The sequence below is a fragment of the Microcoleus sp. CAWBG27 genome (genome assembly GCF_020883145.1).
In the GTDB taxonomy this organism is placed as follows: Bacteria; Cyanobacteriota; Cyanobacteriia; order Cyanobacteriales; family Microcoleaceae; genus Microcoleus.
In genome coordinates this window covers 173,598-197,361 of sequence record NZ_JAHREU010000004.1, presented here as the reverse complement: position 1 = coordinate 197,361, position 23,764 = coordinate 173,598, and the positions used below count along the sequence as shown (strand labels likewise).

17 protein-coding genes are annotated in these 23,764 nt (G+C 47.5%); 11 read left to right on the top strand and 6 right to left on the bottom strand.

From position 1 onward, the window contains the following. Window position 1: 1 nt before the first annotated feature. The gene (locus tag QZ938_RS04260) at window positions 2-862 is read right to left on the bottom strand and encodes a fatty acid desaturase (RefSeq protein WP_293349587.1); all 861 of its coding nucleotides are present in this window, start codon (window positions 860-862) and stop codon (window positions 2-4) included. 186 nt (window positions 863-1,048) lie between these two features. Between QZ938_RS04260 and QZ938_RS04255 the strand changes: the two genes are divergently transcribed. Then, window positions 1,049-2,440 carry a TetR family transcriptional regulator gene (locus QZ938_RS04255; RefSeq protein ID WP_293349584.1) on the top strand — a complete coding sequence of 464 codons (1,392 nt, stop codon included), beginning with the start codon at window positions 1,049-1,051 and terminating at the stop codon, window positions 2,438-2,440. A 105-nt stretch (window positions 2,441-2,545) separates the two neighbouring features. Continuing rightward, on the top strand, window positions 2,546-3,127 hold the full coding sequence (locus tag QZ938_RS04250) for a 5-formyltetrahydrofolate cyclo-ligase (protein WP_293349658.1): 582 nt from the start codon (window positions 2,546-2,548) through the stop codon (window positions 3,125-3,127). Window positions 3,128-3,306: 179 nt separating this feature from the next. Here the strand turns inward: QZ938_RS04250 and QZ938_RS04245 are convergent, their stop codons facing one another. Next, window positions 3,307-8,634 carry a hypothetical protein gene (locus QZ938_RS04245; RefSeq protein WP_293349581.1) on the bottom strand — a complete coding sequence of 1,776 codons (5,328 nt, stop codon included), beginning with the start codon at window positions 8,632-8,634 and terminating at the stop codon, window positions 3,307-3,309. Between the two features lie 1,187 nt (window positions 8,635-9,821). Between QZ938_RS04245 and QZ938_RS04240 the strand changes: the two genes are divergently transcribed. Then, window positions 9,822-10,598 (top strand): fumarylacetoacetate hydrolase family protein, encoded by a 777-nt coding sequence (locus QZ938_RS04240; protein WP_293349578.1) that lies wholly within the window; start codon window positions 9,822-9,824, stop codon window positions 10,596-10,598. Between the two features lie 152 nt (window positions 10,599-10,750). On the opposite strand, the gene QZ938_RS04235 is transcribed toward QZ938_RS04240, so the two are convergent. Next, window positions 10,751-11,224, bottom strand: a complete 474-nt coding sequence (locus tag QZ938_RS04235; protein WP_293177999.1) for a Tic20 family protein — start codon at window positions 11,222-11,224, stop codon at window positions 10,751-10,753. A 243-nt stretch (window positions 11,225-11,467) separates the two neighbouring features. Further along, window positions 11,468-11,665 carry a hypothetical protein gene (locus QZ938_RS04230; protein WP_293133771.1) on the bottom strand — a complete coding sequence of 66 codons (198 nt, stop codon included), beginning with the start codon at window positions 11,663-11,665 and terminating at the stop codon, window positions 11,468-11,470. A gap of 168 nt (window positions 11,666-11,833) precedes the next feature. On the opposite strand from QZ938_RS04230, the gene glyA reads away from it, so the two are divergent. Next, complete coding sequence (glyA, locus tag QZ938_RS04225) at window positions 11,834-13,117, top strand: serine hydroxymethyltransferase (protein WP_293349575.1); 1,284 nt, start codon at window positions 11,834-11,836, stop codon at window positions 13,115-13,117. A gap of 237 nt (window positions 13,118-13,354) precedes the next feature. Here glyA and QZ938_RS04220 read toward each other — a convergent pair whose 3' ends face one another. Next, window positions 13,355-13,669 carry a hypothetical protein gene (locus tag QZ938_RS04220; protein ID WP_293146926.1) on the bottom strand — a complete coding sequence of 105 codons (315 nt, stop codon included), beginning with the start codon at window positions 13,667-13,669 and terminating at the stop codon, window positions 13,355-13,357. Window positions 13,670-13,704: 35 nt separating this feature from the next. On the opposite strand from QZ938_RS04220, the gene QZ938_RS04215 reads away from it, so the two are divergent. From QZ938_RS04215 to QZ938_RS04190, 6 genes are all read left to right on the top strand, one after another. Continuing rightward, complete coding sequence (locus QZ938_RS04215) at window positions 13,705-14,760, top strand: glycosyltransferase family 4 protein (RefSeq protein WP_293349572.1); 1,056 nt, start codon at window positions 13,705-13,707, stop codon at window positions 14,758-14,760. Between the two features lie 181 nt (window positions 14,761-14,941). Further along, entirely contained in the window at window positions 14,942-16,198 is a 1,257-nt protein-coding gene (locus QZ938_RS04210; RefSeq protein ID WP_293349569.1) for a competence/damage-inducible protein A, read from the top strand. Window positions 16,199-16,509: 311 nt separating this feature from the next. After that, a complete protein-coding gene (locus QZ938_RS04205) occupies window positions 16,510-16,647 on the top strand; it encodes a hypothetical protein (RefSeq protein WP_293146932.1) in 138 nt (45 codons plus the stop codon). Window positions 16,648-16,761: 114 nt separating this feature from the next. Further along, on the top strand, window positions 16,762-17,202 hold the full coding sequence (aroQ, locus tag QZ938_RS04200) for a type II 3-dehydroquinate dehydratase (protein WP_293146934.1): 441 nt from the start codon (window positions 16,762-16,764) through the stop codon (window positions 17,200-17,202). Between the two features lie 248 nt (window positions 17,203-17,450). After that, window positions 17,451-18,746 (top strand): RNA-guided endonuclease IscB, encoded by a 1,296-nt coding sequence (gene iscB, locus QZ938_RS04195; protein ID WP_293349566.1) that lies wholly within the window; start codon window positions 17,451-17,453, stop codon window positions 18,744-18,746. Window positions 18,747-19,208: 462 nt separating this feature from the next. Continuing rightward, entirely contained in the window at window positions 19,209-20,351 is a 1,143-nt protein-coding gene (locus tag QZ938_RS04190) for an ADP-ribosylglycohydrolase family protein (RefSeq protein ID WP_293349563.1), read from the top strand. A gap of 170 nt (window positions 20,352-20,521) precedes the next feature. Here QZ938_RS04190 and QZ938_RS04185 read toward each other — a convergent pair whose 3' ends face one another. Next, a complete protein-coding gene (locus QZ938_RS04185; protein WP_293146940.1) occupies window positions 20,522-20,863 on the bottom strand; it encodes a hypothetical protein in 342 nt (113 codons plus the stop codon). An 85-nt stretch (window positions 20,864-20,948) separates the two neighbouring features. On the opposite strand from QZ938_RS04185, the gene QZ938_RS04180 reads away from it, so the two are divergent. Further along, window positions 20,949-23,477: an HDIG domain-containing metalloprotein gene (locus tag QZ938_RS04180; protein WP_293363197.1), complete on the top strand. Its 2,529-nt coding sequence runs from the start codon at window positions 20,949-20,951 to the stop codon at window positions 23,475-23,477. Window positions 23,478-23,764 lie beyond the last annotated feature (287 nt).

The window sequence follows — 23,764 nt, the reverse complement described above, 5'->3', positions numbered from 1 at the left end:
ATTAAAACTTTGAACTGGCAGCAATTCGCGGTGGTAGCACAACTTTCTTAGCTAAACCCAGCACTTTTAAAATTTTAATTGCCCACCAAGTCATGTCAATTTCCCACCATTTCCATCCAGCTTTTGCTACGTTCGGATAAGCGTGATGGTTGTTGTGCCAGCCTTCTCCGTAGGTGAGAATTGCTGCCCACCAAAGGTTGCGAGAATTGTCTTGGGATTTGAAGGTGCGGTAGCCTGTCATGTGGCTGGCAGAGTTGATTAACCAAGTGCTGTGCCACAGCAAAACTGCCCTGACAAATACGCCGTAAATTACAAATGACCAACCGCCAATTAGGTACAGCAAGATTCCTAAAGGAAGTTGCAATATCAGAAAGTTGCGATTTAACCAGCGGTAAAAAGGATCTTTAGCTAAATCGGGAGCGTACTGTTTGTAAGTTTCGTAATTAAAAAACTCTGGGTGCGGGTAAAATATCCACATCATGTGACTCCACCAAAAACCGCGCCGCGCGGAGTAAGGATCTTTATTGTTATCTTCTGTGTAGAGGTGATGCTGGCGGTGTCCGGAAACCCAAAAAATCGGCCCGCCTTGTAATGCTAAAGCACCCATTGTGCCGATCGCATATTCTAGCCATTTAGGCACTTGCAAACTGCGGTGAGTTAACATTCGGTGATATCCCAAGCAAATGCCAATGCTGCCAAACAGCCAGTGCAGAAATATCGCTACACCTAAAGCATACCAAGAAAAAAACCAAGGGGCTAATAATGCTAAGCCGTGTATTGCCCCAAAAAATGCCGCAGTCGTCCAGTCAAACGCGATCGGCTGTTTGCCCTCAAGGGCAGTTTCGACGGAATTAGAATTCATGAAAGTCCTTAATTTTAGATAACGGCGATCTGCTGACAAAACATCGATCGACCTTCCCTGTACACTGGTTAAAACTGACGCTTGTGAAAGCATACGATTACAGGCCGAACGCTGCGTGCAAGTTTTACTTACATATTTAGCTTAACAGGCGTTTCTTTTTTGTGCAAGTACAACTTGCAATATATTATGCCCGCTCAACGAAATCCAACTCGACAGCGTTTAATCGGTGCAGCGCTAGAGTTATTTGCCTCTAAGGGAGTTACCGAAACCACCACCAAGCAAATTGCAGAACTAGCAGAAGTTAATGAGGTAACTCTGTTTCGTCAGTTTGGAAGCAAGCAGGGCTTGCTTTTGTCGGTCATTGAAGAGGCTGCTGTATTTGCTAAGTTGGGTCAAACTTTGGTCGATCGGGCAAATCAGACTAGCAACATCCACCAAGCGCTCAATGACTACGCTATTGCCTGTTTAGAGGCCCTAGAACGGGTTCCGGAAGTCGTGCGATCGGTGGTGGGCGAAGCGGGACAGTACCCGGCAGAAAACCGTGCGGCGCTGGGTAGAGGCTTTACGGAAGTCAACCGCTACGCAGCGGAATATTTTGCTGCTGCGATCGATCGCGAACAGTTGCACGCCCATGTGACTGCCGACAAGCTGGCTAGTTTGCTCAACGGAATGTTGCTGGGATACGCGGTGATTGAGTTTACTAGCGAGTCTCACGAACTTTGGCAGGATCGGGAGGATTTTTTGGAGAATTTGCTCGCGCTGTTTTTGCACGGGGCTGTATCGTCTGCCGATCGCGTCCAGTCTGAAGTTGAGTTCGATCGAGTCACCGCAAAGGCCCAAAGAGAACAACAGGAGAATGTTAATTTTTTGAGTGCGAACCAACAGGTGGAATCTGAGATTTGGCCAGCATCTGGAGGGTTTGGCGCCAAAATTCGCGACAGCCCGGCCCAAAATCAATTTGCTGTCAAATCGGAGTTAGCGATCGAAAAAACTGCTGGGGAAAATGTGTCGGATTTGCCCGCAAATTTAGTCGCTGCCATTTTGCAGCGGGCTAAAAAGCTGGGAATGCAAGAATATGCTTTAGCATACGTTTTGTTTGGATCGGGATTGAGTGCCAATGAGATTGTTGACTTGGGACGATCGCACCACATTAGCGATTCTCGCCAACAATTGCTGCAAGTCACCCAAGGTTTGGGGCGGCAAGTTCCCGTAAATCAGTGGATTTTGGGCAAGCGCTACGGTTCTTATACTAACAACCCGCTAACTCAGTGGTTGAAAAGCCGCAAAGACAGCGAATCAGCTTTGTTTTTAAATCGAACTGGAAAACGGCTGTCGGAAAATGAGTTAGTGCAGTTGTGGGAAGAAATGACTGCGGGATTGCTTGGTGTTGAAGCAGAGGCGATCGCGATCGAACAAACTCAACAAACCTGGTGCGTGGAGATGTTAATGCGGGGTATGAATTTGGAAGATATGCAGATATTGACTGGGTGGGATGCTGCTAAGTTGCAGCCTTACGCGCGCAGATCCAGGGAAAAAACTGCTTTAGAACAGGCGATTCGTCTCGATCGCAAAGCCTAGACAAATCAAACTACCATCATAAGATTGGCTCGATCGTTCGGAATGCAAGTCCTTAAAATTCAAGGACTAAAGTCCTCACTACCAACAATTTTTTATGACTGTATGATGAACACTCCTGAACCTTCATTAACTAAAACCGAATTAAGAAAATCGCTCCTAAACACCCGCAAATCCCTACCAGCCCAAGAATGGACACAAAAGAGCGAGATCCTTTGCAACCACCTGCACAACTCGCCCCTATTTACCCAAGCAAAAACAATCCTCGCCTACTTTAGCTTTCGCCAAGAACCAGATTTAAGTCCCCTATTTGCCACCCCTAAAAAATGGGGATTTCCCCGCTGTGTCGGCAAAGAGCTATCCTGGCACGTCTGGCAGCCCGGAGATGCTTTACATACTGGAGCTTATGGCATCCTAGAACCACTGCCGGATGCTCCAAAAATAGAGGATTCAGAAGTAGATTTAATCCTCGTACCCGCTGTAGGTTGCGATGTTCGCGGCTATCGCTTGGGCTACGGTGGCGGCTATTACGATCGAATGTTCAGTTTAGCTGAGTGGGAATCAAAAATGGCGATCGGCACAATCTTTGAATTTGCCTTGCTAGCCCAGCTACCGGTTGACTCCTGGGACAAACGGCTGCACGGAATTTGTACCGAAAGTGGGTTAAAAATGATACAGCAGAAATCTTAAACGGGCATAAACAAATTAATTTTTCGCAATTAAGTCTATAACAGTTATTGATTTGTATCGTTATTATCCAGAGTTGAATCGAGCCGTTTGACAGAGTTCAACCAGATCGCAAACCGAGGTTTGAACAGGCACTCAAACCTCGATTCGCATTGATAATTTCGCCTCGCGGCCCCGGTGGTCTAGATAGCCAGGAAATGGGAACTGTTGAGGGAAGCTGCTGGCACGCCAGTTAAAACCGCTAAGACTTCATTGGTAGCAGTTACCTTGATGATGGTATTAGCAAGATTGGAGTCTGGGGCAATAGTTAGCTGAGCAAATGTCAAGCCGCCCGTCAAGCCCAGAATATCCTTATTGCCACCTGTGGAAGTGAAGTCAAGTAAAGTATCAACTCCGTTTCCAGAAGCAAAAACAAATAAGTCTTGGCCGTTTCCGCCCGTGAGGGTGTCGTCACCGATTCCGCCCGTGAGGGTGTCTTTGTTAGCCCCAGCGTCTAACCAGTCATCACCAGATCCACCTAAGAGGAAATCAGTGCCATTTTGACCGGTGAGGGTGTCGTTGCCGGCTTCACCGTCGAGGTAATCATTGCCCGTGTCGCCGTTGAGGCTGTCGTTGCCAGCAGCACCGAGAAGGGTGTCATCGCCTGCATTGCCAATCAGGGTGTCATCACCTGCATTGCCAATCAGGGAACTGGAGCCTGAGTTACCTATTAGGAGGATACCAGGGACGGGGGAAGGTGCAGGTGTGGGCGTTACCGATGGTGTCGGTGTTGTCGATGGTGTGGGCGTTACCGATGGTGTCGGTGTTGTCGATGGTGTCGGTGTTGTCGATGGTGTCGGTGTTGTCGATGGTGTGGGCGTTACCGATGGTGTCGGTGTTACCGATGGTGTGGGCGTTACCGATGGTGTCGGTGTTGTCGATGGTGTGGGCGTTACCAATGGTGTCGGTGTTGTCGATGGTGTGGGCGTTACCAATGGTGTCGGTGTTGTCGATGGTGTGGGCGTTACCGATGGTGTCGGTGTTGTCGATGGTGTCGGTGTTACCGATGGTGTTGGTGTTGTCGATGGTGTCGGTGTTACCGATGGTGTTGGTGTTACCGCAGGTGTTGGTGTTACCGATGGTGTTGGTGTTACCGCAGGTGTTGGTGTTACCGCAGGTGCAGGTGTTACCGCAGGTGTTGGTGTTGTCGATGGTGTTGGTGTTTCCGCAGGCGTTGGTGTTTCCACAGGTGCAGGTGTTTCCGCAGGCGTTGGTTTTTTCCCTGGCGTGGGTGTTTCCGCAGGCGTTGGTTTTTTCCCTGGCGTGGGTGTTTCCGCAAGCGTTGGTTTTTTCCCTGGCGTGGGTGTTTCCGCAGGCGTTGGTGCGATCGCAGGTGCAGGCGTTACCGATGGTGTGGGTGTTGTTGGCGAAGCGAATTGCACGTTTTTGAGGATGGCCAGAAGTTCGTTATTTTTACCTTTGCCACGCCAGACTAAGGTATCTTTGGCATTTTCACCGGTGCCGTTGGTAAACTCTAATTCGTCATTTCTCAGTCCCTTCACCACACCTAGATTATCTTGACCGATCGCGTAATCCCAAATGATATCTACTCCCTCACCGGGCGAAAGCATGAAGATATCTTGACCGCCACCACCATAGAGGTTATCGTTGCCGACTTCGCCGTAGATTACGTCGTTGCCGTTGCCGCCAAGGATGAAATCATCGCCGCTGTCTCCGTAGAGGGTGTCACCATCTTCGTTACCTAAGAGGGTGTCATTGCCTGCACCCCCCTGAATCAGGTCGAAACCTGCACCGCCATCGAGGGTGTCGTTGCCGGAACTGCCTTCGAGGATGTCGTCGTCTCCGCCGCCGTCCATGTTGTCGTCGCCGGAACGACCTAACAGAGTGTCTTTGCCGTCGCCACCGAGTAAGAAGTCGTTGCCTTCGCGGCCGTCGATGTCGTCGTCGCCGCTACCGCCAATCAAAGTGTCTTCGCCGACTTTGCCATCGAGGATGTCGTTGCCACCTAAGCCGCTGATGACGTTGGGGCCGTTGTCGCCGATGAGAGTGTCGTTGTAGTTGGAACCTTCCAGGTTTTCGACGTTTTCGATTCTGTCGCCTTCGGCATCGCCTCCTACGCCTCGGCCTGGTTGCAGGTGAACGTATACGGGTGATTTTGAGTCAAAGTAGGAAACGGTGTCGTCTCCGGTGCCGCCGTCTTGGAAGTCGGCACCGGGGCCACCGACGAGAAAATCATTGCCGCTGTCTCCGTAAAGGCGATCGTTATCTTCGCCTCCAAATAAGCTGTCGTCGCCTGCATCGCCGTGTAGGGTGTCTTTGCCGGTTTCGCCGTAAATCAGGTCGATCGCATCTCCACCGCTCATTTGGTCGTCACCGCTGCCACCGTAGAGGGTGTCGCTGTCGGCATCCCCGGCCATGATGTCATTGTCAGCATCGCCGTAGAGGAGGTCGGCACTGTTGCCACCGCTGAGGGTGTCGGTGCCGTTACCGCCGTAGAGGAGGTCTTCGGCGTTGTCTCCTGCTAGTTGGTCGTTGCCGTCTTCGCCGTAGAGGGTGTCAGTATCTTCGCCACCATTCATTCGATCGTTGCCGCCACCGCCGTACAGGGTATCGCTACCGCTGTCGCCGGTCATGATGTCGCTGTCAGCATCGCCGTAGAGGAGGTCAGCATTGTTGCCACCGCTGAGGGTGTCGGTGCCATTACCTCCGTAGATCAGGTCTTCGGCGTTGTCTCCTGCTAATCGATCGTTGCCATCTTCGCCGTAGAGGGTGTCCGTGTCTTCGCCACCATTCATTTCGTCGTTGCCAGTACCGCCGTAGAGGGTATCGCTACCGTTGTCGCCGGCCATTACGTCGTTGTCGCCGTCGCCGTAGAGTACGTCTTTGTCGTCACCGCCGCTGAGAGTGTCGTTACCAGCGTCGCCGTGCAGGATGTCTCGGCCTTGTTCGCCGAAAAGTCGATCGGCCCCGTCGTTGCCGTTGAGAATATCGTCGCCGGTGTTGCCGTTGAGGAAATCGTCGCCGGCGTTGCCGTTCAAGATGTCGTTGTCTTCGTTGCCGAAGAGTTGGTCATTACCGTCGCCACCGTTGAGGTTATCTTGTCCGATTTGACCGAAAAGGCGATCGTTACCTGCATCACCGTTGAGGAGGTCGTTACCGTTTCCGCCTTCTAGGAGGTCGTCGTCTTCGTTACCGTTGAGTCGATCGGCACCTTCGCCGCCGTAGAGGCTGTCATTGCCTGCATTACCGTTGAGTAGGTCTTCGCCGTCGTCGCCGTAGAGGTTGTCGGTACCGTCGCCACCATTTAGGGAGTCGTTGCCCGTGTCGCCGTGTAGGAGGTCGTTTCCGCTGTCGCCTTGCAGGAGGTCGTTGTCTTCGTTGCCATTGAGTAAGTCTTGGCCATCGCCTCCTGAGAGGATATCATTTCCGCTATTGCCTGCTAGTTGGTCGTCCCCTTGTTGACCGTATAGTTCATCGGCATCTTGACCGCCATTGAGGATGTCGTTATCTTTTCCTCCGTAGAGGAAATCATTACCCGAATCTCCGTTTAATAGGTCAAACCCTTCACCGCCATTAAGGGAATCGCTGTTATCGCCGCCGTTGAGGAAATCGTTTCCCTGTTCGCCATAGGCAATGTCGTTACCACTATCTCCATTGAGGGTGTCGTTGTCGAGGCCACCACTCAGGAAGTCATTATCATTACCACCGTTGAGGAGGTCTGTTCCTTCAGCGCCGTAGAGGTTGTCATTGCCTGCATCTCCGTTGATTACATCATTCCCTAGTTCGCCGTAGAGTTCGTCAGCATCATCTCCACCAGATAGAAAGTCATTGTCTTTGCCACCATATAGGAAGTCATTACCTGCATCCCCATTCAAAATATCAGCATCCTCTTGACCAAAAAGTTGATCTTGGTCATTGCCACCATTGAGATTATCTGAACCAATGCCACCTAACAGAGTGTCATTATCGGCATCGCCATATAGATAGTCATTGCCATTCCCGCCATCCACTCGATCGTTACCACTATCACCATGAAGGCTATCATTACCATCGGGTAAACTCGAATCAAATTCGATAGTCAATGAATCATCGGCGTTGTCATTGAGTGTACTATCAACAGGGATGTTGTTATCTAGGCTGTTATCCTCAGCCGGAGTAAGGAAAGCACTTGATGGAGTGCTTGTACTAGCAATTTTGGGAGAAGCTGGAATAATTTCGTCTCCCTGTTGCAAGTCCTTAAAATCTCCGCCGCCATACAATTTGTCATCATCTTGACCGCCATAAATAATGTCGTTATTTTTTCCTCCAGCTATAAGATCACGACCTTTGTTGCCATATACGACATTTGCTGCTTGATTCCCAATAATGAAGTCATTTCCCTGTGAACCTCTTAGGTTTTCGATAGTAGCATCCAATGTAGGAATACCAGGGACATAGGGAGGATTGTAAGCAAGTGCAATACCATAAGCATGAGTTTTGTATTTTTTATTGTCTGTATTAAAGGCATAATATGTCGCTGTATTATAAGCCGATGCTTCAGTCAGAAACCCGCCCGGCTTCATATCGAAAATATAGTCTAAAGGAATTTTATCATTCCGAGGGATAGAATTGTATATCTCTCTAGTATTTTTCTCTATTGTGTTGCCATTAGCTACAAGAGAAGAAAAATCTAATGTGTCTATGCCCTTGGTATCCCACAAAGTCTTTTTTACCTTGGGTATGCTATTATAATAAACGTAATAATCTTGTGGATTGTTAGCTCGTGCTCCATACATATATTGTAATGCCAGAATATCATAGGGCATCAACGACACAGCATGGGAACCATTATATGCAGCTTGAGGCCCGAAATATTTCCAATTATAAGGTTGAAAGTTATATGTCATTACTGTATTGCTGTTGTTTTCTTCAGCACCAGGTAATTTATTATCCCCATCAAATGGATGTTTTAATCCTAAAATATGACCTATTTCATGGATTATTGCTGAATAGCCCAAACTGCCATACCCTTTGGAAAAATTAACAGCATTCGTGTCTAAAAATACATCACCATTTATGTGAAAGAAACTAGGATTATCGTTTGGTGGCTTTGCTCCTGGAAATACTCCTGCTCCATCTACTTTTTCTAATTTTCCATCCTTATTCTTCTGAAAAAAAGGGCTTCTTGACATAAACCGGAGAGTTCCATATTTAACAGTTTCTATAGGGTTATCCCAAGTATCTCTCCTAACATTTTCTGGATCGACGATCGAAAAGTTGAGGGGAACATACGAACTAATACCAGCAAGAATGTTAGTAATAGAATTTTGGATATCCCATGACAAAGGAGTGATTTTTTCCTCAGTCTCACTCATGAATTCTCCAACATAAAGTTTTGCGGATTCAGGGGTAACAAAACTGTAAGTAATATTGCTATCTGACCATTTTTCATTAGACAATAAAGAATTTATTAATAAATTTTCCGTTTTTATGACTTCTTTGGTTGCATGATTAACAGATGAATTTGGCATATTACTTTCCTCAATTATGTAAGTTTAAAGTAGAATAGCAAGAGAAACTAGGAGATAGTTCACAATTTTGATTGTGATAGTGCTAGAAGGTGTTTTCTTTCTCCTGGGAGGGCGAAGCATTCGGGTACAAAACATCGGTTTTTCGCGGTAAGTTATCCGCCCGAATGCTGAACCCCTATTATACCTATCCAGGGCTATTTCATTCTCAAGAAAACGATAATTTTGCAGGGATCGCATCCCCGTGCCGACCCTCTTCCCCGACATTTTGTATGTGTTTGAGAGTTCGGGCGGGCACGGGGGCACCGCCCCTACAAGAGAATGAAATAGCCCTGTATACCTATCGGGGTGAACCCCTAATTTTTATGCCGCCTTGCCGAATTTGTTACAAAACTTTGCATAAAGCCCGTGACATCAAAATACGCCCCTGGAAAATTCCCCAGTGCGCCCTTCGCTAAAATCTTTAATATCAATCTCCAAACACCCCCAAAATAGAAAATTTGTAACCTCTGTGTATATGTCAGTCTCAGCCCGCGACTTTTATGCAAAATCTCGGGTTTTGTTACAAAACTTTACAAAAAAACTAGCCACACCAAATTACGCCCCTGGAAAATTCCCAAGCACGCCCTTCCCTAAACCATTTCAATAATCATTCTCATGCACCCCCAAAATAGAAATTGCGTAACTTCGATCGCTCTCTGTTTTTCTTCCGAACTGAGACTAATTCGTATTTACTAGCAAAATTACACCAAAACTACGTTTAGGGAAACCATGTAACCCCCCGATCGCCCTTAATTTCTCTCATTGGTGCGATCGCGCTAATTACGCACTCCTAAAATCTTGTATAAATATCTAAGTACAACTGCTAATTTACCCGCAAAAAAACCGGTTCTTTACTATTACTTCACACAAACTTGATTTTTTTATCGTAAATATGGCGTTGGGTAAGCAAGCGCGATCGCTCAACTCAGTATTTTCACTGAATCCCTGCTACAACATAATTATCATGAAACCATGACATCAAGGCACAGGTCGCCTCTTGGGGAAATAGGGCTGACACACGGGCGCTCTACTACCATTATTTCCTGTAGTAACCCTGACGATTGTTGAGAGAACATCGTACTGCAAGTCCTATTCCGCTATCCTTTTAATCTAGAATCTCAAATCCAAAATCTAAAATGGTATAATTTATGGCCCAGCGCTACGTTCGAGTTAAAACAACACAAGGACACATCCACTACGGTTTGCTGCAACTTAGCCGCAGCGTTCAAGTATTTGATGCACCACCCTGGTTAAAAGGACAACCAACAGATTTGGAACTTTCACCAGATAGTTACCAAATTCTCGCCCCGTGCTCTCCCTCAAAAATTGTAGCCGTCGGCAAAAATTATGTCGATCACGCCGCCGAGATGGGAACGCCAGTACCCGAAGAACCGCTGCTGTTTTTCAAGCCTCCCAGCGCTGTCATCGCAGCAGGTGCAGCGATTCGCTATCCGCAGCAGTCGGAAAGGGTAGACTACGAAGGAGAATTGGCCCTGGTAATTGGCGAACACTGTACCAACTGCACTCCCCAACAAGCACATGGCAAAATTTGGGGTTACACAATAGCCAACGACGTAACCGCCAGAGATTTGCAAAAGCGAGACAACCAGTGGGCGAGAGCCAAAGGGTTTGATACGTTTTGTCCTTTGGGGCCTTGGATTGTGCGCGAATTGAGTCCTGCTGCACAGTTACAGACTTTTGTCAATGGGAGCGATCGACCGACACAGTCATCTCAGATCGATCGCATGGTATTTTCCCCAGACTTTCTCGTCTCCTATATCAGTCAAATCATGACCCTAAATCCCGGCGATGTGATACTAACTGGAACACCCCAAGGAGTTGGGCCGCTGCAAATAGGCGATCGAGTTCGCATTGAAATTGAAGGCATCGGCAGTCTTGAAAATATCGTAGTTATTGGTTATTAGTTATTGGTTATTGGTTATTGGTTATTGGTTATTGGTTATTGGTTATTGGTTATTAGGTTTGATCCGAATAAATAACAAATAACAACCAACCAATAACAATCAACAAATAACAACCAACAAATAACAACCAACAAATAACCAATAACTACTTACTAACGTACCTGCATATAAACAGCATCAGAAATGGGAGGAATCTCTGCATAGCGTCCCAAAGCCGATTGAACCACTGCATAGAAAAATGCAGCTAAAGCGCCTAAAAACACCATATTATACAGAGTCTCTGCAATAAATGCGACTTGGAAGCCTTTTGCAAAAATTGGCAAAACCAAACCGCAGAGCATCAAAACAATGTCTAAAAGAATCGCCTGCATCGCATTAAAGCGAATGAAGTGACTGATGTTTTCGTTTCTAACTACTCCTAAATACAGGGCAAAGAAAATAACCAAGCTAGCAAAGGGCAAACTATAAATTTGCATCAATGGAGATAGCGGTATCAACAACAGTTGCAGGACAGGAAACTGTGTAAACAGAAACCTACCAAAGGCAAGCCCGTCAATCAGCGGCAGCAAGTAAGGCAAAGAAGCAAAAATCCGGTCTGGAACAGTCGTAGATCCGCGCCAAGTCATAATGAACTCTCCTGAGTCGATCGACTAAATATCAATTCCCATTAAACTCAGGATAACGCAGCAGCAGGCAAGCGTTCCGACTCGCCCGGAATTTGCCCACACCCACAGCCGAGTAGATTCAGGGGTACTTATATCAAGTCGGGTTCAACAGTCACCATTCCCGATGCCCCATTTCTGATGCCCTCTTTGCCCAATTCCCCATGCCCTGTTTGGCCCATGCCCCATGCCCTGTTTGGCCGATGATTATTTAATATTGGCAATGACGAAGCCCATTTGACACTCGTATCGATCGGGCAAATTTTCCGTAGGTTTGGCAACTGGATGACCGCAGCGAAGCTCTCCACCGCTCCAGCGCGGTTGGCCAGTGCGATCGGCAAGCACACAACTTTGGCAAACACACTGAGGGGCAAGCATCTGATTTTCCATTAGAATGACTAACATTTGATACCTCCGGCAGGTTTCACACCAGTAATTTCATTGTATGTCAGGAATTTGGGACAAACGGCTTAACCTGAACACAACGTAATATTTCTGTCAATGGTGCGAAATCCGTAGTAGGCTAAAAGATCCCCAATTCCCAATCCCAAAATTGTCAAAAGGTTGATTATTGTGACGGACACTAACTTAGACTTCCTTTCCAAAACCGATCCGCTAATTGCCGATTTAATCGGGCAAGAACTCCAGCGGCAGCGAGATCACCTAGAACTGATCGCCAGCGAAAACTTTACCTCCGCAGCCGTAATGGCTGCTCAAGGCTCAGTTTTGACCAATAAATACGCCGAAGGATTGCCAACCAAACGCTACTACGGCGGTTGCGAATTTATTGACGGCATCGAGCAAATCGCGATCGATCGCGCTAAAGAACTCTTTGGCGCAGCCCACGCCAACGTCCAACCTCACTCCGGCGCTCAAGCTAACTTTGCAGTATTTTTGAGCTTGCTAGAGCCAGGGGACGGAATTATGGGCATGGATTTGTCCCACGGCGGACACTTGACTCACGGTTCGCCGGTTAATGTATCCGGTAAATGGTTTAAAGCTTTTCACTACGGCGTCAGCCAAGAAACAGAACAGCTCGACTACGACGAAATTTTGGCACAGGCTAAAGCAAACCGACCAAAATTGCTGATTTGCGGCTATTCAGCATATTCGCGAATTATCAACTTTGAAAAGTTTAGAGCGATCGCCGACGAAATTGGAGCTTACCTGCTCGCCGACATCGCCCACATTGCCGGGTTAGTCGCCACAGGCCACCATCCCAGCCCCCTCGCCCACTGTCACGCAGTCACCACCACCACTCACAAAACCCTGCGCGGCCCCCGTGGCGGCTTGATTTTGACCAATGACCCCGAACTGGGCAAAAAGTTCGACAAATCAGTATTTCCCGGCACTCAAGGCGGCCCCTTAGAGCACGTGATTGCGGGCAAAGCTGTAGCTTTCGGCGAAGCATTAAAACCGGAATTTAAAACTTATTCCGGTCAAGTAATTGAAAATGCGCGGGCTTTAGCTGCACAGTTGCAGCAGCGGGGTTTAAAACTCGTTTCCGGCGGCACCGACAATCATTTAATGCTAGTAGATTTGCGATCGGCAAACATGACAGGCAAGCGAGCCGACCAATTAGTCAGCGGTGTGAATATTACTGCTAATAAAAATACCGTGCCTTTCGATCCGGCATCGCCTTTTGTCACCAGCGGTTTGAGACTCGGTTCGGCTGCGATGACGACGAGGGGAATGGGAACTCCAGAATTTACCGAGATTGGTGATATTATTGCCGATCGACTCCTGAATCCCGAAGATGAAAGCGTCGCCGCTGAATGCCTGAGACGAGTAGCAGCACTGTGCTCACGCTTCCCGTTATACCCGCACTTGTTCTTAAAAGTGCCGGCATTAGCTTAATTTTCCTGATCGGCAATGGGGAATTGGTAGTTGGAAGTGTACGGTTCATCAGTTGACAGTTGACAGTTGACAGTTGACAGCTACCTCTTCCATCGATAGAAGAGGATTGGATCAATGAATCATTTTGTTTGATTTCCCCCGTTTAGGGGGAGGCTTTAGACCTAATTTTTAGGGGTAAAAGAGTAAAAGATCTGAAAAAGATTGAGAGTTGTTCGTTGCGATCTTGATAAGCGGTTTTTATCGAAAATCTCGATCGCAAAAGGCAGTTTTTACTAAAAATATTTGTCGAGCGGGGCTGGTTTGATTAACGGTATTTGTCGATCGCGAAAGATACCGCTCAACTCGGCTCGCTTGGCAAGTATCGATATCGAAAAAGTCGATCGACATTGCGATTGAAAGACGATTAATTCGAGAGTCATCATTTAAAAACCGGACAATTCCCGTCCCAGCAACTTCCACTCCGGCAAATCTCCGCCTCCCAAACCCCCAGTCGCTCTTAAAGATGTTTGCTTGTGATAAGCCATCCCAAATGTAGTAGACTCTGCCTGACACCCTAATTGCCCCGCACTATTTAAAATTGATTTCAGATGCCGTATCAGTATCTGTACCACGTAATAGCTTTTCTGGTTTCTGCAAGCGTCGTCCTCTGGAGTACGCCAATAGTTAAAAAAATTGGTCTCAAAAGCGGGCGAGTCGATCGGCCAGGCGAGCGAAAAGTCCACCAGCGCCCCATGGTACGCTTGGGAGGAGTCTCTATCTTTCTCGGCACTCTGATTGCCCTGTTATTTGTCTGGATCTGTGGAGGCTTCATCGATGCTAACGGACAAGTTCTCAATCCCAAAGACGAATACGAAATTTGGGGAGTCACCCTCGGCGGCATCGGATTCTTCCTCATCGGTTTAGCAGACGACCTATTTTCGCTCTCGGCCATAAAACGCTTGCTCATGCAAGTTGGCGTATCCACCATCGTTTGGATGGCAGGAGTACAAATTGAGTTTCTAACAGTTCCTTCCCTAGGACTGACGGATCTTGGCTGGCTGAGCTTGCCCATTACGGTGATTTGGCTTGTCGGTATGGCCAACGCCATCAACTGGATTGACGGTTTGGACGGTTTAGCAGCCGGAGTTTCTGGGATTGCAGCAGTTGTAATGCTGATTGTCAGTTTGTCGATGCACCAACCGGCGGCTGCCTTAATTGCAGCAGCTTTAGCTGGGGGGGCATTGGGATTTCTGCGCTACAACTTCAATCCGGCTCAAATCTTTATGGGAGATGGCGGGGCTTATTTTATCGGGTTTACTCTGGCTGGAGTCGGAGTAATTGGGTTAGTTAAAACTACGGCTGTTACTTCTGTGTTGCTGCCATATTTAATCTTAGCTGTACCGATTTTAGATATGTCGGCGGTGATTCTCGATCGACTCCGTAACGGCAAATCACCCTTTATTGCTGACAAACGCCACCTGCACCACCGACTCCTAGAAGCCGGACTATCCCATAGATTTGCGGTTTTATTTATTTACTCGCTGACTCTTTGGGTAGGAAGTTTAGCCCTAGCTTTTTCGGTTCCAAGCGGCATAGTTTACGCTATGGGAGCTACAAGTTTGCTGGGATACGCTAGCTGGAAAGTTTGGAGACACGCAAGATAGTTGACAGTTGACAGTTGACAGTTGACGGTTGACAGTTGACGGTTGACAGTTGACGGTTGACGGTTGTTAGTAAGAATCACCAATCACCAATCACTAATACCCGATGCCCGATGCCCGATGCCCGATGCCCAATTCCCAATTCCCAATTCCCAATGCCCAATTCCCAATCTAAAATCCAATAATGGTTGCTGAAATTATTTGTGTTGGTACTGAATTGCTGTTAGGCGATATTCTTAATAGCAATTCCCAGTTTTTAGCGAAAGAATTAGCGAGTTTGGGAATTCCTCACTACTATCAAACAGTAGTGGGGGACAATCCCGATCGCATTAAACAGGTGATAGAAATAGCTATAGGTCGATCGCAACTTTTGCTCTTCACCGGAGGCCTGGGCCCAACACCAGACGACCTCACAGTCGAAACAATCGCCGATTATTTTGGTGTTCCTCTCATCGAAAGGCCGGAAATTATCGCCGATATCGAACAAAAATTTGCTCAACGGGGACGCACCATGAGCAAGAGCAACCGCAAACAAGCCTTAATCCCCGAAGGTGCGGACATTCTATCAAACCGCACAGGTTCTGCACCGGGGATTATTTGGCAGCCTGTTCCCAACGTCACAATAATGACATTTCCCGGCGTACCGACGGAAATGCACTTGATGTGGCAAGAAATAGCTGTTCCTTACTTGAAAAATAACGGTTGGTGCAGCTCAACTATTTGCAGTCGCACGTTGAAATTTTGGGGAATTGCTGAGTCTGCACTCGCGGAAAAAGTAGATAGTTTTCTAAATTTAACTAATCCTACTGTTGCTCCCTACGCCAATCACGGCGAGGTCAAACTGCGAATTTCCGCCCGCGCTGAGTCGGAAGTGGCGGCGAAAAAGTTAATTGAGCCGATCGAACAACAGTTGCTCCAGATTGCTGGCCTAGACTGTTACGGTGCCGATACCGATACCCTCGCCTCCACTGTCGGTAAATTGTTGCTGTTGGCTGGCGAAACTCTTAGCGTGGCTGAATCCTGCACGGGAGGTGGGTTGGGAGCGATGCTGACTGGTGTTGCCGGCAGTTCGAGATATTTTTTGGGCGGGGTAATTTCCTATGACGATCGGGTTAAGGAAAGATTATTAGGTGTTAATCCCCAAGATTTAGCCGAATTTGGGGCAGTCAGCACCAGCGTGGCAAAACAAATGGCTGCGGGAGTGCGCGCTAGCCTTAACACTGATTGGGGATTGAGCATTACAGGCATCGCTGGGCCAGGAGGCGGCACCGATGCTAAACCTGTCGGACTGGTTTATATCGGTTTAGCGGGCCCCAACGGCGAGGCTGAAAGTTTTGAATACCGCTTCGGCTATGCCCGCACTCGCGATTGGATTAGAAATCTCAGTAGCTGTACCGCGCTCGATCGGCTGCGGCGTAAATTATTATTGGCAAAAGCATAGAAAACCTCTAACACTTTGTCAATTGTCAATACTCAGCCGTAAGCTTAAGCTTTATTTAATAATTGCAATCCGAGATATTTCAGTAATTTTCCCCTTGCCTATTGATTATCTGTAAAGATTCGTTATGATAATAAGATAGGGCTGATTGGCAAATATACTGACTCTCTGCTTTGCTTAAAAGCGTTGCTCCCAACAACCAGCAAGCGAGAAAGCAAGTTTGACCTTGGATTTCAAAGTCGTGCTTGCTTATTTTCAGAGATTTAGCCGTCGGTTTAGCAATCTAGACTATAAAAAAAGGAGCTATCCGTTCAATGGAAGACATTGAAAAGGTGCTGGAACAAATTAAAGAATGGGTTCGCAAGCTGATAGAAGGACTGCTGAATCCAGAAGCTCAACCGGAACTCGAACCGATTCCTATTCCAGTCAACCAACCCAGGCATCGCCGGTAGTCGGGACTAGATGTGAAATCTGAGGTTTGAGGTTTGAGGTTGAAGGCTGGTTCTAAATCCCAAGTCAAAATTCTCATAAATCTCCTAAACTTTGTTGCGCTGGAATTTTTAAAATTGTTAAATATCCTGGTACTTCACGGCCCTAATCTGAATCTATTGGGTCAGCGAGAACCTGGAGTTTATGGTTCTGCGACTTTAAATGATATCAACAAGTTGCTAGAACGAGAAGCGCAAGCCCTCCAGGTGCAAGTCTCTATTCAGCAGTCGAATCATGAAGGGGTTTTGGTGGATGCAATTCACTCGATGTTAGGGCAGCACCAAGGCTTGTTGATTAACGCTGGAGCTTATACTCATACGAGTGTGGCAATTAGAGACGCGATCGCCGCTGTGAATATCCCTGCGGTGGAAGTTCATTTGAGCAATATTTACCGACGGGAAGCTTTTCGGCACCACTCGTATATCGCAGCGGTGGCGATCGGGCAAATCAGCGGTTTTGGCTCAGAAAGTTATCGGCTGGGGCTGCAAGCTCTAGTTAGTTATCTGATTAAAAATTAAAATTTCACCGATTTTTGCTATCCACCAATCACCGGACATAACTGGACAACCATTAACTAAAGGTGAAGAGATAGCCAGCCTCAGTTACAACTACGTTTTCAGGGTGATGACACCTACAGGTACTTTCCAGCCTGTGGCTCTGTCGTCAATCGTTAAACATCTGTATTTGGTTAAAGAAGTGCGGTTGACTCAACAAGCCCTGAAAACATTGGCGAGGAAAACATTACCCGAGCAATCGGAGGACGATTATGTCTAATTTTGTCTTCGTTTTAGACACAAACAAACAACCGTTAGATCCTGTAACTTCAGGTCTTGCCAGACGGATGTTAACTCAAGGTAAAGCAGCAGTTTACAAACGTTATCCGTTCACAATAATCCTGAAGTATTCCTGTGACAAACCGCAAACAAAGTCACACGAAATTAAGCTCGATCCCGGCTCGAAAACCACAGGATTAGCACTACTGCAAGGTGACGAGGTAATCTGGGCAGCCGAGTTAGCTCATCGGGGAAATCACATCACTGGTGACTTAGCATCCCGATCCGCAATTCGTCGCAACCGCAGGAATCGCAAGACTAGATACCGTCAACCTAGGTTTCTCAATCGTACTCGCACTCCCGGATGGTTGCCACCTAGTTTAGCCTCAAGAGTATCGAATATTGTGACTTGGGTGAATCGATTGCGACGGTATGTTCCTGTAACAGCTATATCTCAAGAGTTAGTTAAATTCGACACCCAAGCCATGTTGGCTCCTGAAATATCAGGAATTGAATATACTCAAGGCGAACTAGCAGGTTATGAAATCCGACAATATTTGTTAGAAAAATGGGGCAGAAAATGTGCTTACTGCGGTGTAAAAAATACCCCTTTAGAAGTCGAACACATTCACCCTAAGTCAAAGGGAGGAAGTTCGCGGGTGTCGAATCTGACTCTTGCCTGTAGAAACTGCAATCTGGCTAAATGCAATCGAGATATCAAAGATTTTCTCTCGGAAAAACCCGACATTTTATCGAGAGTTTTAAAATTTGCTTGCTTGCCATTGAAAGATGCAGCAGTAGTGAATTCTACTCGATGGTCGCTGTTTGAGAAACTCCAACAAACAGGCTTGCCAGTAACAACGGGTACGGGAGGGCGCACTCAGTACAATCGAACTCGAATGGGACTGCCTAAAAGTCACTGGCTGGATGCTGCCTGTGTAGGTGAAGTCGAACAACTGGTGATACTGACAAGGCAACCATTACTGATAACCGCTAAAGGATGGGGTAACCGTCAAATGTGTACGCCCAATAAATACGGGTTTCCCAACAAGCATAGAACTAGGTGTAAGACTTTTTTTGGGTTCCAGACTGGAGATATGGTGAGAGCAGTTTTGCCGAGTGGGAAATTTGCAGGTACTCATGTTGGTAGGTTGGCAGTTAGAGAGAGTGGAGTCTTTGATTTAAGGACAGCTTGGGGAAAAATTAGCCCCGTGCGTCACAAATACTGCAAAACTGTTCACCGCAATGATGGTTATATGTATGGGTTTTCCACTCTTGTCCGCTATTAGAGGCGATTAGATGCGTACCGATCGGATGAGGGCCGGTTTTAGATGGAAAACCAGCCCTTATATGTTTGGGTTTAATTAAAATTAATCAGAAGAATGGTTCAACAGTTGACAGTTGACAGTTGACAGTTGACAGTTTGAAGGCAACCTCTACCATTAAGTCCGAGAATTAGAGTAATAAATAGTCTGATTTTAATTTCTCCCTCAAAGACTTGGGGCTTTCAACCAATTCTTTCTGGTAATGGGCATCGGCTAAAGAGGGCATCGGGCATCGGGTAATGGGTAATGGGTAATGGGTAATAGTTACTTGTTAGTGATTTTTATAATAACCAATTCGCAATTCCCTGTTTGACCAATTCGCAATTCCCTATTCCCAATTCCCTGTTTGACCAATTCGCAATTCCCTATTCCCAATTCCCTACTAATTACCGATTACCAATTACTAGCAACTTGAGTTGAATTCAAATGCGGCATTCCCTGTTGAGCAAGTTTCAAGGAACCATCCTGGGGGCACTTTTAGGAGACTCTATAGGCCTGCAATACCAGAGGCAACTAGCGGGTATCCCCCCCCAAACAGAAGACTTGCAGCCGATTTTACAACTGACGAAACACCAACTATTGACCCTGAGTGGGGCAACATTAGCCCTGAATTCTCCCAACACCAAAATACTCAGGGGCAAATACTCCGAATGCGGGAGACTTGCAGTAGCGTGGACTCAAAGTTTAATTCGGTGTAATGGTTTAGATTTAAAAGATTGGCGCGATACTTGGGAATTATTGGCAAAGTCCGAAATCTACCAGTCTCCAAATACAGAGTTTCAAAGCCTGCTTAACCCTAGTGAAGCTGCGGTTGCTGCGCTGCCATGCGTGATGTTTTTTCACGAAAATAAAGCCAAGCTGCGAGAAAAAATAATGCTGGCGACAGATGTTTTGCCCAAGGAAAATCAGGCAGAATTGCAGACAGCAGTGTTAGCTACAGGATATGCGATCGCCCGATCGCTCAAACAAAGACTTGACCCCGCCACAGCGATCGAACAAACCATTGCCTACCTAAACATAGATACTGCCTTAACCGAGTTGCTGCGGCAAGTGCAAATACTACTAGAACAGGGAGCAGATTTAGAAACAGCCACCACTCACCTGTGCAAAAGCGCCACAGCGTTGCGAGGAAAACCAGAAGAGGGCGAGAAAAAATCAGAAACTGACTCAATTGTCAATCCAGGAAATTTTATTCCCATTGCCCTAGCTTTCTACTGCTTCTTGAGCACCCCAGAACACCTACGCTTGTCAGTAGTGCGGGCAGCCCGCTGCGGGATAGCGGGACAACTCACCTGCGCTTTGACGGGAGCTTTGTCTGGAGCCTACAACGGCGCTGCTGCGATTCCTGTAGAATGGCGACAAGTATTGTCGGCGGTTGAATCGCAGCCGCTAGTCGAGGGGCGAGAACCCTCCCTGTGGGGAACGGGCAGCGATGCAAAAATTTTGGAGTTAGCAAGCAACCTGTTTGCTGTTTGGGCTGGAGTTTACAACCCTTCGGCGGAGCCGGATTCCGCAGCCCTAGCCCGCGCAGTGGCTGCACCTTATGTCATTAGACCTCGAAACATATAAAGTTGGGAGCTTTGAACAGGAGGGGAAAGCAGAAACTATAGCCTTTCTCAAAAAGATGAGGTATGGCTGACAGCTTACATAACCGCTGAAATCAAGAGGGCTCTCTTCCCAACAACGTCCGCGAATCTTTGTGAAAACCGCTATAGCAATTAAGAATTAGCAGTTAACAATTAGCAATTAGCAATTAGCAAGTCACAAGTGACAGCCAAAGGAGAGCGACAATTAAAAATCAACAAGTAACAACTTAAATTGGAGGCGCTTGCTTCCTCAAACCAGATTTCTAGGAGAGTATAGGATTGGGAAACTAGGAATCGACCGAGAAAGCGGGTTTTTAGCCACACCGCACGAGAGCTGTTTGAGATAGACAAAGGCAGGAAATAAGCAGCAGAAGCTTGAGGACACTGCTGGCGTTGTTGGCGACACTTAGATAGAAAATCGATCGGCTGTCGAGTGTCTGGTAAATTAGCCTGCTTGTTTAGAATATTCAGGTACGGTAGTTCGGATAAACTCAATCAAGATGCACAGTCAGAATTTCTGACAAAGCTGCTGAGTAACAGTGATATATCTTCGACACAAATGAATACGCTCTCCTCATTAATGCGACAGATTGAGCAGTTAGGGGCTACGCGCTCGCTGCGCCAACACATTGCTCAAGTGCAAAATGGTGACAGTAAAACAGCCGATCGCCCTGGCGGGCCTCTCCTGAGCCGTTTTTTGCGCCAGAAATGGCCTGGGCCCGAGACTTTTATTAGATTGACAAGTAAAACCTCAAAATCTAGCCTCAAAAATCAGGCTCGTTCCCCGATGTTGGCCCTGGTAGCAGTAGTTTCCCTCAGCAGCACTCTTGGCCACCGCTTCTACAACCAGCCGAAATTGGATGTGGGGACGAAAGCTCCTCAGACGATTAAGGCTCCTGCTAGTGTTAGCATTCCCGATCGCAAAACTACTGAAGAACACCGTTCATCAGCACGAATCGGGGCTGTACCGATATTAATGCTCGATCGCGCGGTCGATCGACAAATCGAGCGAGAATTGCAACAATTTTGGCAACAGGGGAGCCAACTCCGGCGGGCGGTAGGCCCGTTTCCGTTTGCGACGCCCTCGGCGCTCTCAAATGCGGCTCAGGTTTACTTGAGGGGGTGTCCGGAGTGGGAGTGGCGATCGATTTTGGCGCAAGCAGGGGACAACAGTGCAAATTTTGAGCGGTTGAATTTGAATTCCCCGGCAATTGCTGCACCGACGGATAACAAGTCTCAGCAGGATGCGATCGCTCAATTGCAAGCTTACAGCCGATCGGTCCGGGCAGCAGATTTTCAAAGCCTGACAGATAGTATTTCCGAGGCTCGCCGGCGCTATGCGAATGCTGTGGAGGCGCTTGAAAAACCGTCGGTTTCCGCGCTCCGAAAAATTTATGATACTTCCCTGTTTGATTTGTCGGATGCAGCTTGGCAGAAAACCCAAACGGGTATGAGTCGGGTGGCAAAAATGATGCTGGCTCAAGGTATCCCGCAGGGGTTGCCAAAAGAGATTTTGAAAGAAGCTGTGAAGCTGCAAGTCGCAGAGGAAGTGCCGTTAGAGTCCCAAGCTTTGGCGGTTGAGGCTTTAAGTGCGATTTTGCAGCCAAATCTGGTGAGAGATCCCGAGGAAACCAAACAGCTAGCGGAATTGGCGGCGCAAAAGGTGAAACCGGTGACGATCGCCGTAGAGAAGGGCGATATTATTGTTGCAGAAGGAAAACTTATCGCGCAGCAAGATTTTGTATTGCTGGACTATTTTGGTTTGAGCCGGCGGGGTGTAAATTGGTTGGGGCTGGCGGGTTTTGTTTGTTTAGTCGCGGGGGCAATTGCGATCGTGTTGCTGGTAGAAAGGCACTACCGCTTGCGCCGGAGAGATCATTTGCTGTTGCTGCTGCTGACGTTGAGCGCGCCGGTGCTGGTGAGTTTGGGGCTGCCTTGGACGACTTTGCCGGCGATCGGGATTTTAGCAGGCGGCTTCTACGGTTCGGCGGTGGGAGTGACTGTGGTGGGGCTGCTGTCGGCGCTGCTACCCATTGGCTTGGATGTAGAGTTGATTCATTTGGTGGCTAGCGCGGCGGGGGGATTGCTGGGCGCTTTTATGGCCGGAAGATTGCGATCGCGCGAGGAATTGGCTCTTTTGGGCGTGGCTGTCGGCTTGGCTCAGGGCAGTGTCTATCTGGTGGGGACTTTGATTGCTAGCGCTGCTGCGGGTGCGATTTGGTACGTTGTACTCGGTACGGTGGGTTGCCAAAGTTTGGCTGGTTTGGCTTGGAGCGTGGTGGCGATCGGCATCAGCCCTTATTTAGAGCACGTTTTCGACTTGATTACCCCGATCCGGCTAGCGGAACTTGCCAATCCCAACCGCCCGCTGTTAAAGAGGTTGGCTGCCGAAGCTCCGGGGACTTTTCAGCACACGCTGTTTGTGGCTAGTTTGGCCGAGGCTGCGGCGAGGGAACTCGGCTGCAATGTTGAGTTAGTTAGAGCTGGTACGCTATACCACGATATTGGAAAAATGCACGACCCAAGCGGATTTTGCGAAAATCAAATGGGCGGGGGCAACAAACACGATGCAATTAATAACCCTTGGAAGAGCGCCGAAATTATTAAAAAGCACGTTACTGAGGGTTTGGTGATGGCGCGCAAGCATCGATTGCCGAAGGCAATTCAGGCATTTATTCCTGAACATCAAGGCACAATGTTAATTGCTTATTTCTACCATCAAGCGCAGCAAATTGCTGCAAAAGAACCTGAAAATTTAAATATTACTTTGGCAGATGCGGATAATTCAAAGTTAGCAATCGAAACCCGGGAAGTGAGAGAGCAGGATTTTCGCTACGACGGGCCGATTCCGCAGTCGCGGGAAACTGGAATTTTGATGTTGGCTGATTCTTGTGAAGCTGCTTTGCGATCGCTCAAGGATGCCACTCATGAGGAAGCTTTGAATATGGTTAATCGGATTTTGCGGGCTCGCTGGCAGGATAATCAGTTGCTAGATTCGGGTTTGAATCGGGAGGATATGTCTTTAATTGCGGAGATTTTTGTGCGGGTTTGGGAACAGTTCAATCACAAGCGGATTGCTTATCCTAGTGCAGTTTTTACTCCGAGGTAGAGACTTGTGAGTTATATTTTGGGAGAGATATTTTATAGTAAAAATACCGTTATTAGGTTCGTAGTGAGGACTTCAGTCCTTGGATTTTATGCGGACTGAAGTCCTCACTACGAACCTATTTAATGGTTATTAGGTTCGATCGTTCGGACTTCAGTCCTCTGATTTTATGCGGACTGAAGTCCTCACTACGAACCTATTTAATGGTTATTAGGTTCGATCGTTCGGACTTCAGTCCTCTGATTTTATGCGGACTGAAGTCCTCACTACGAACCTATTTAATGGTTATT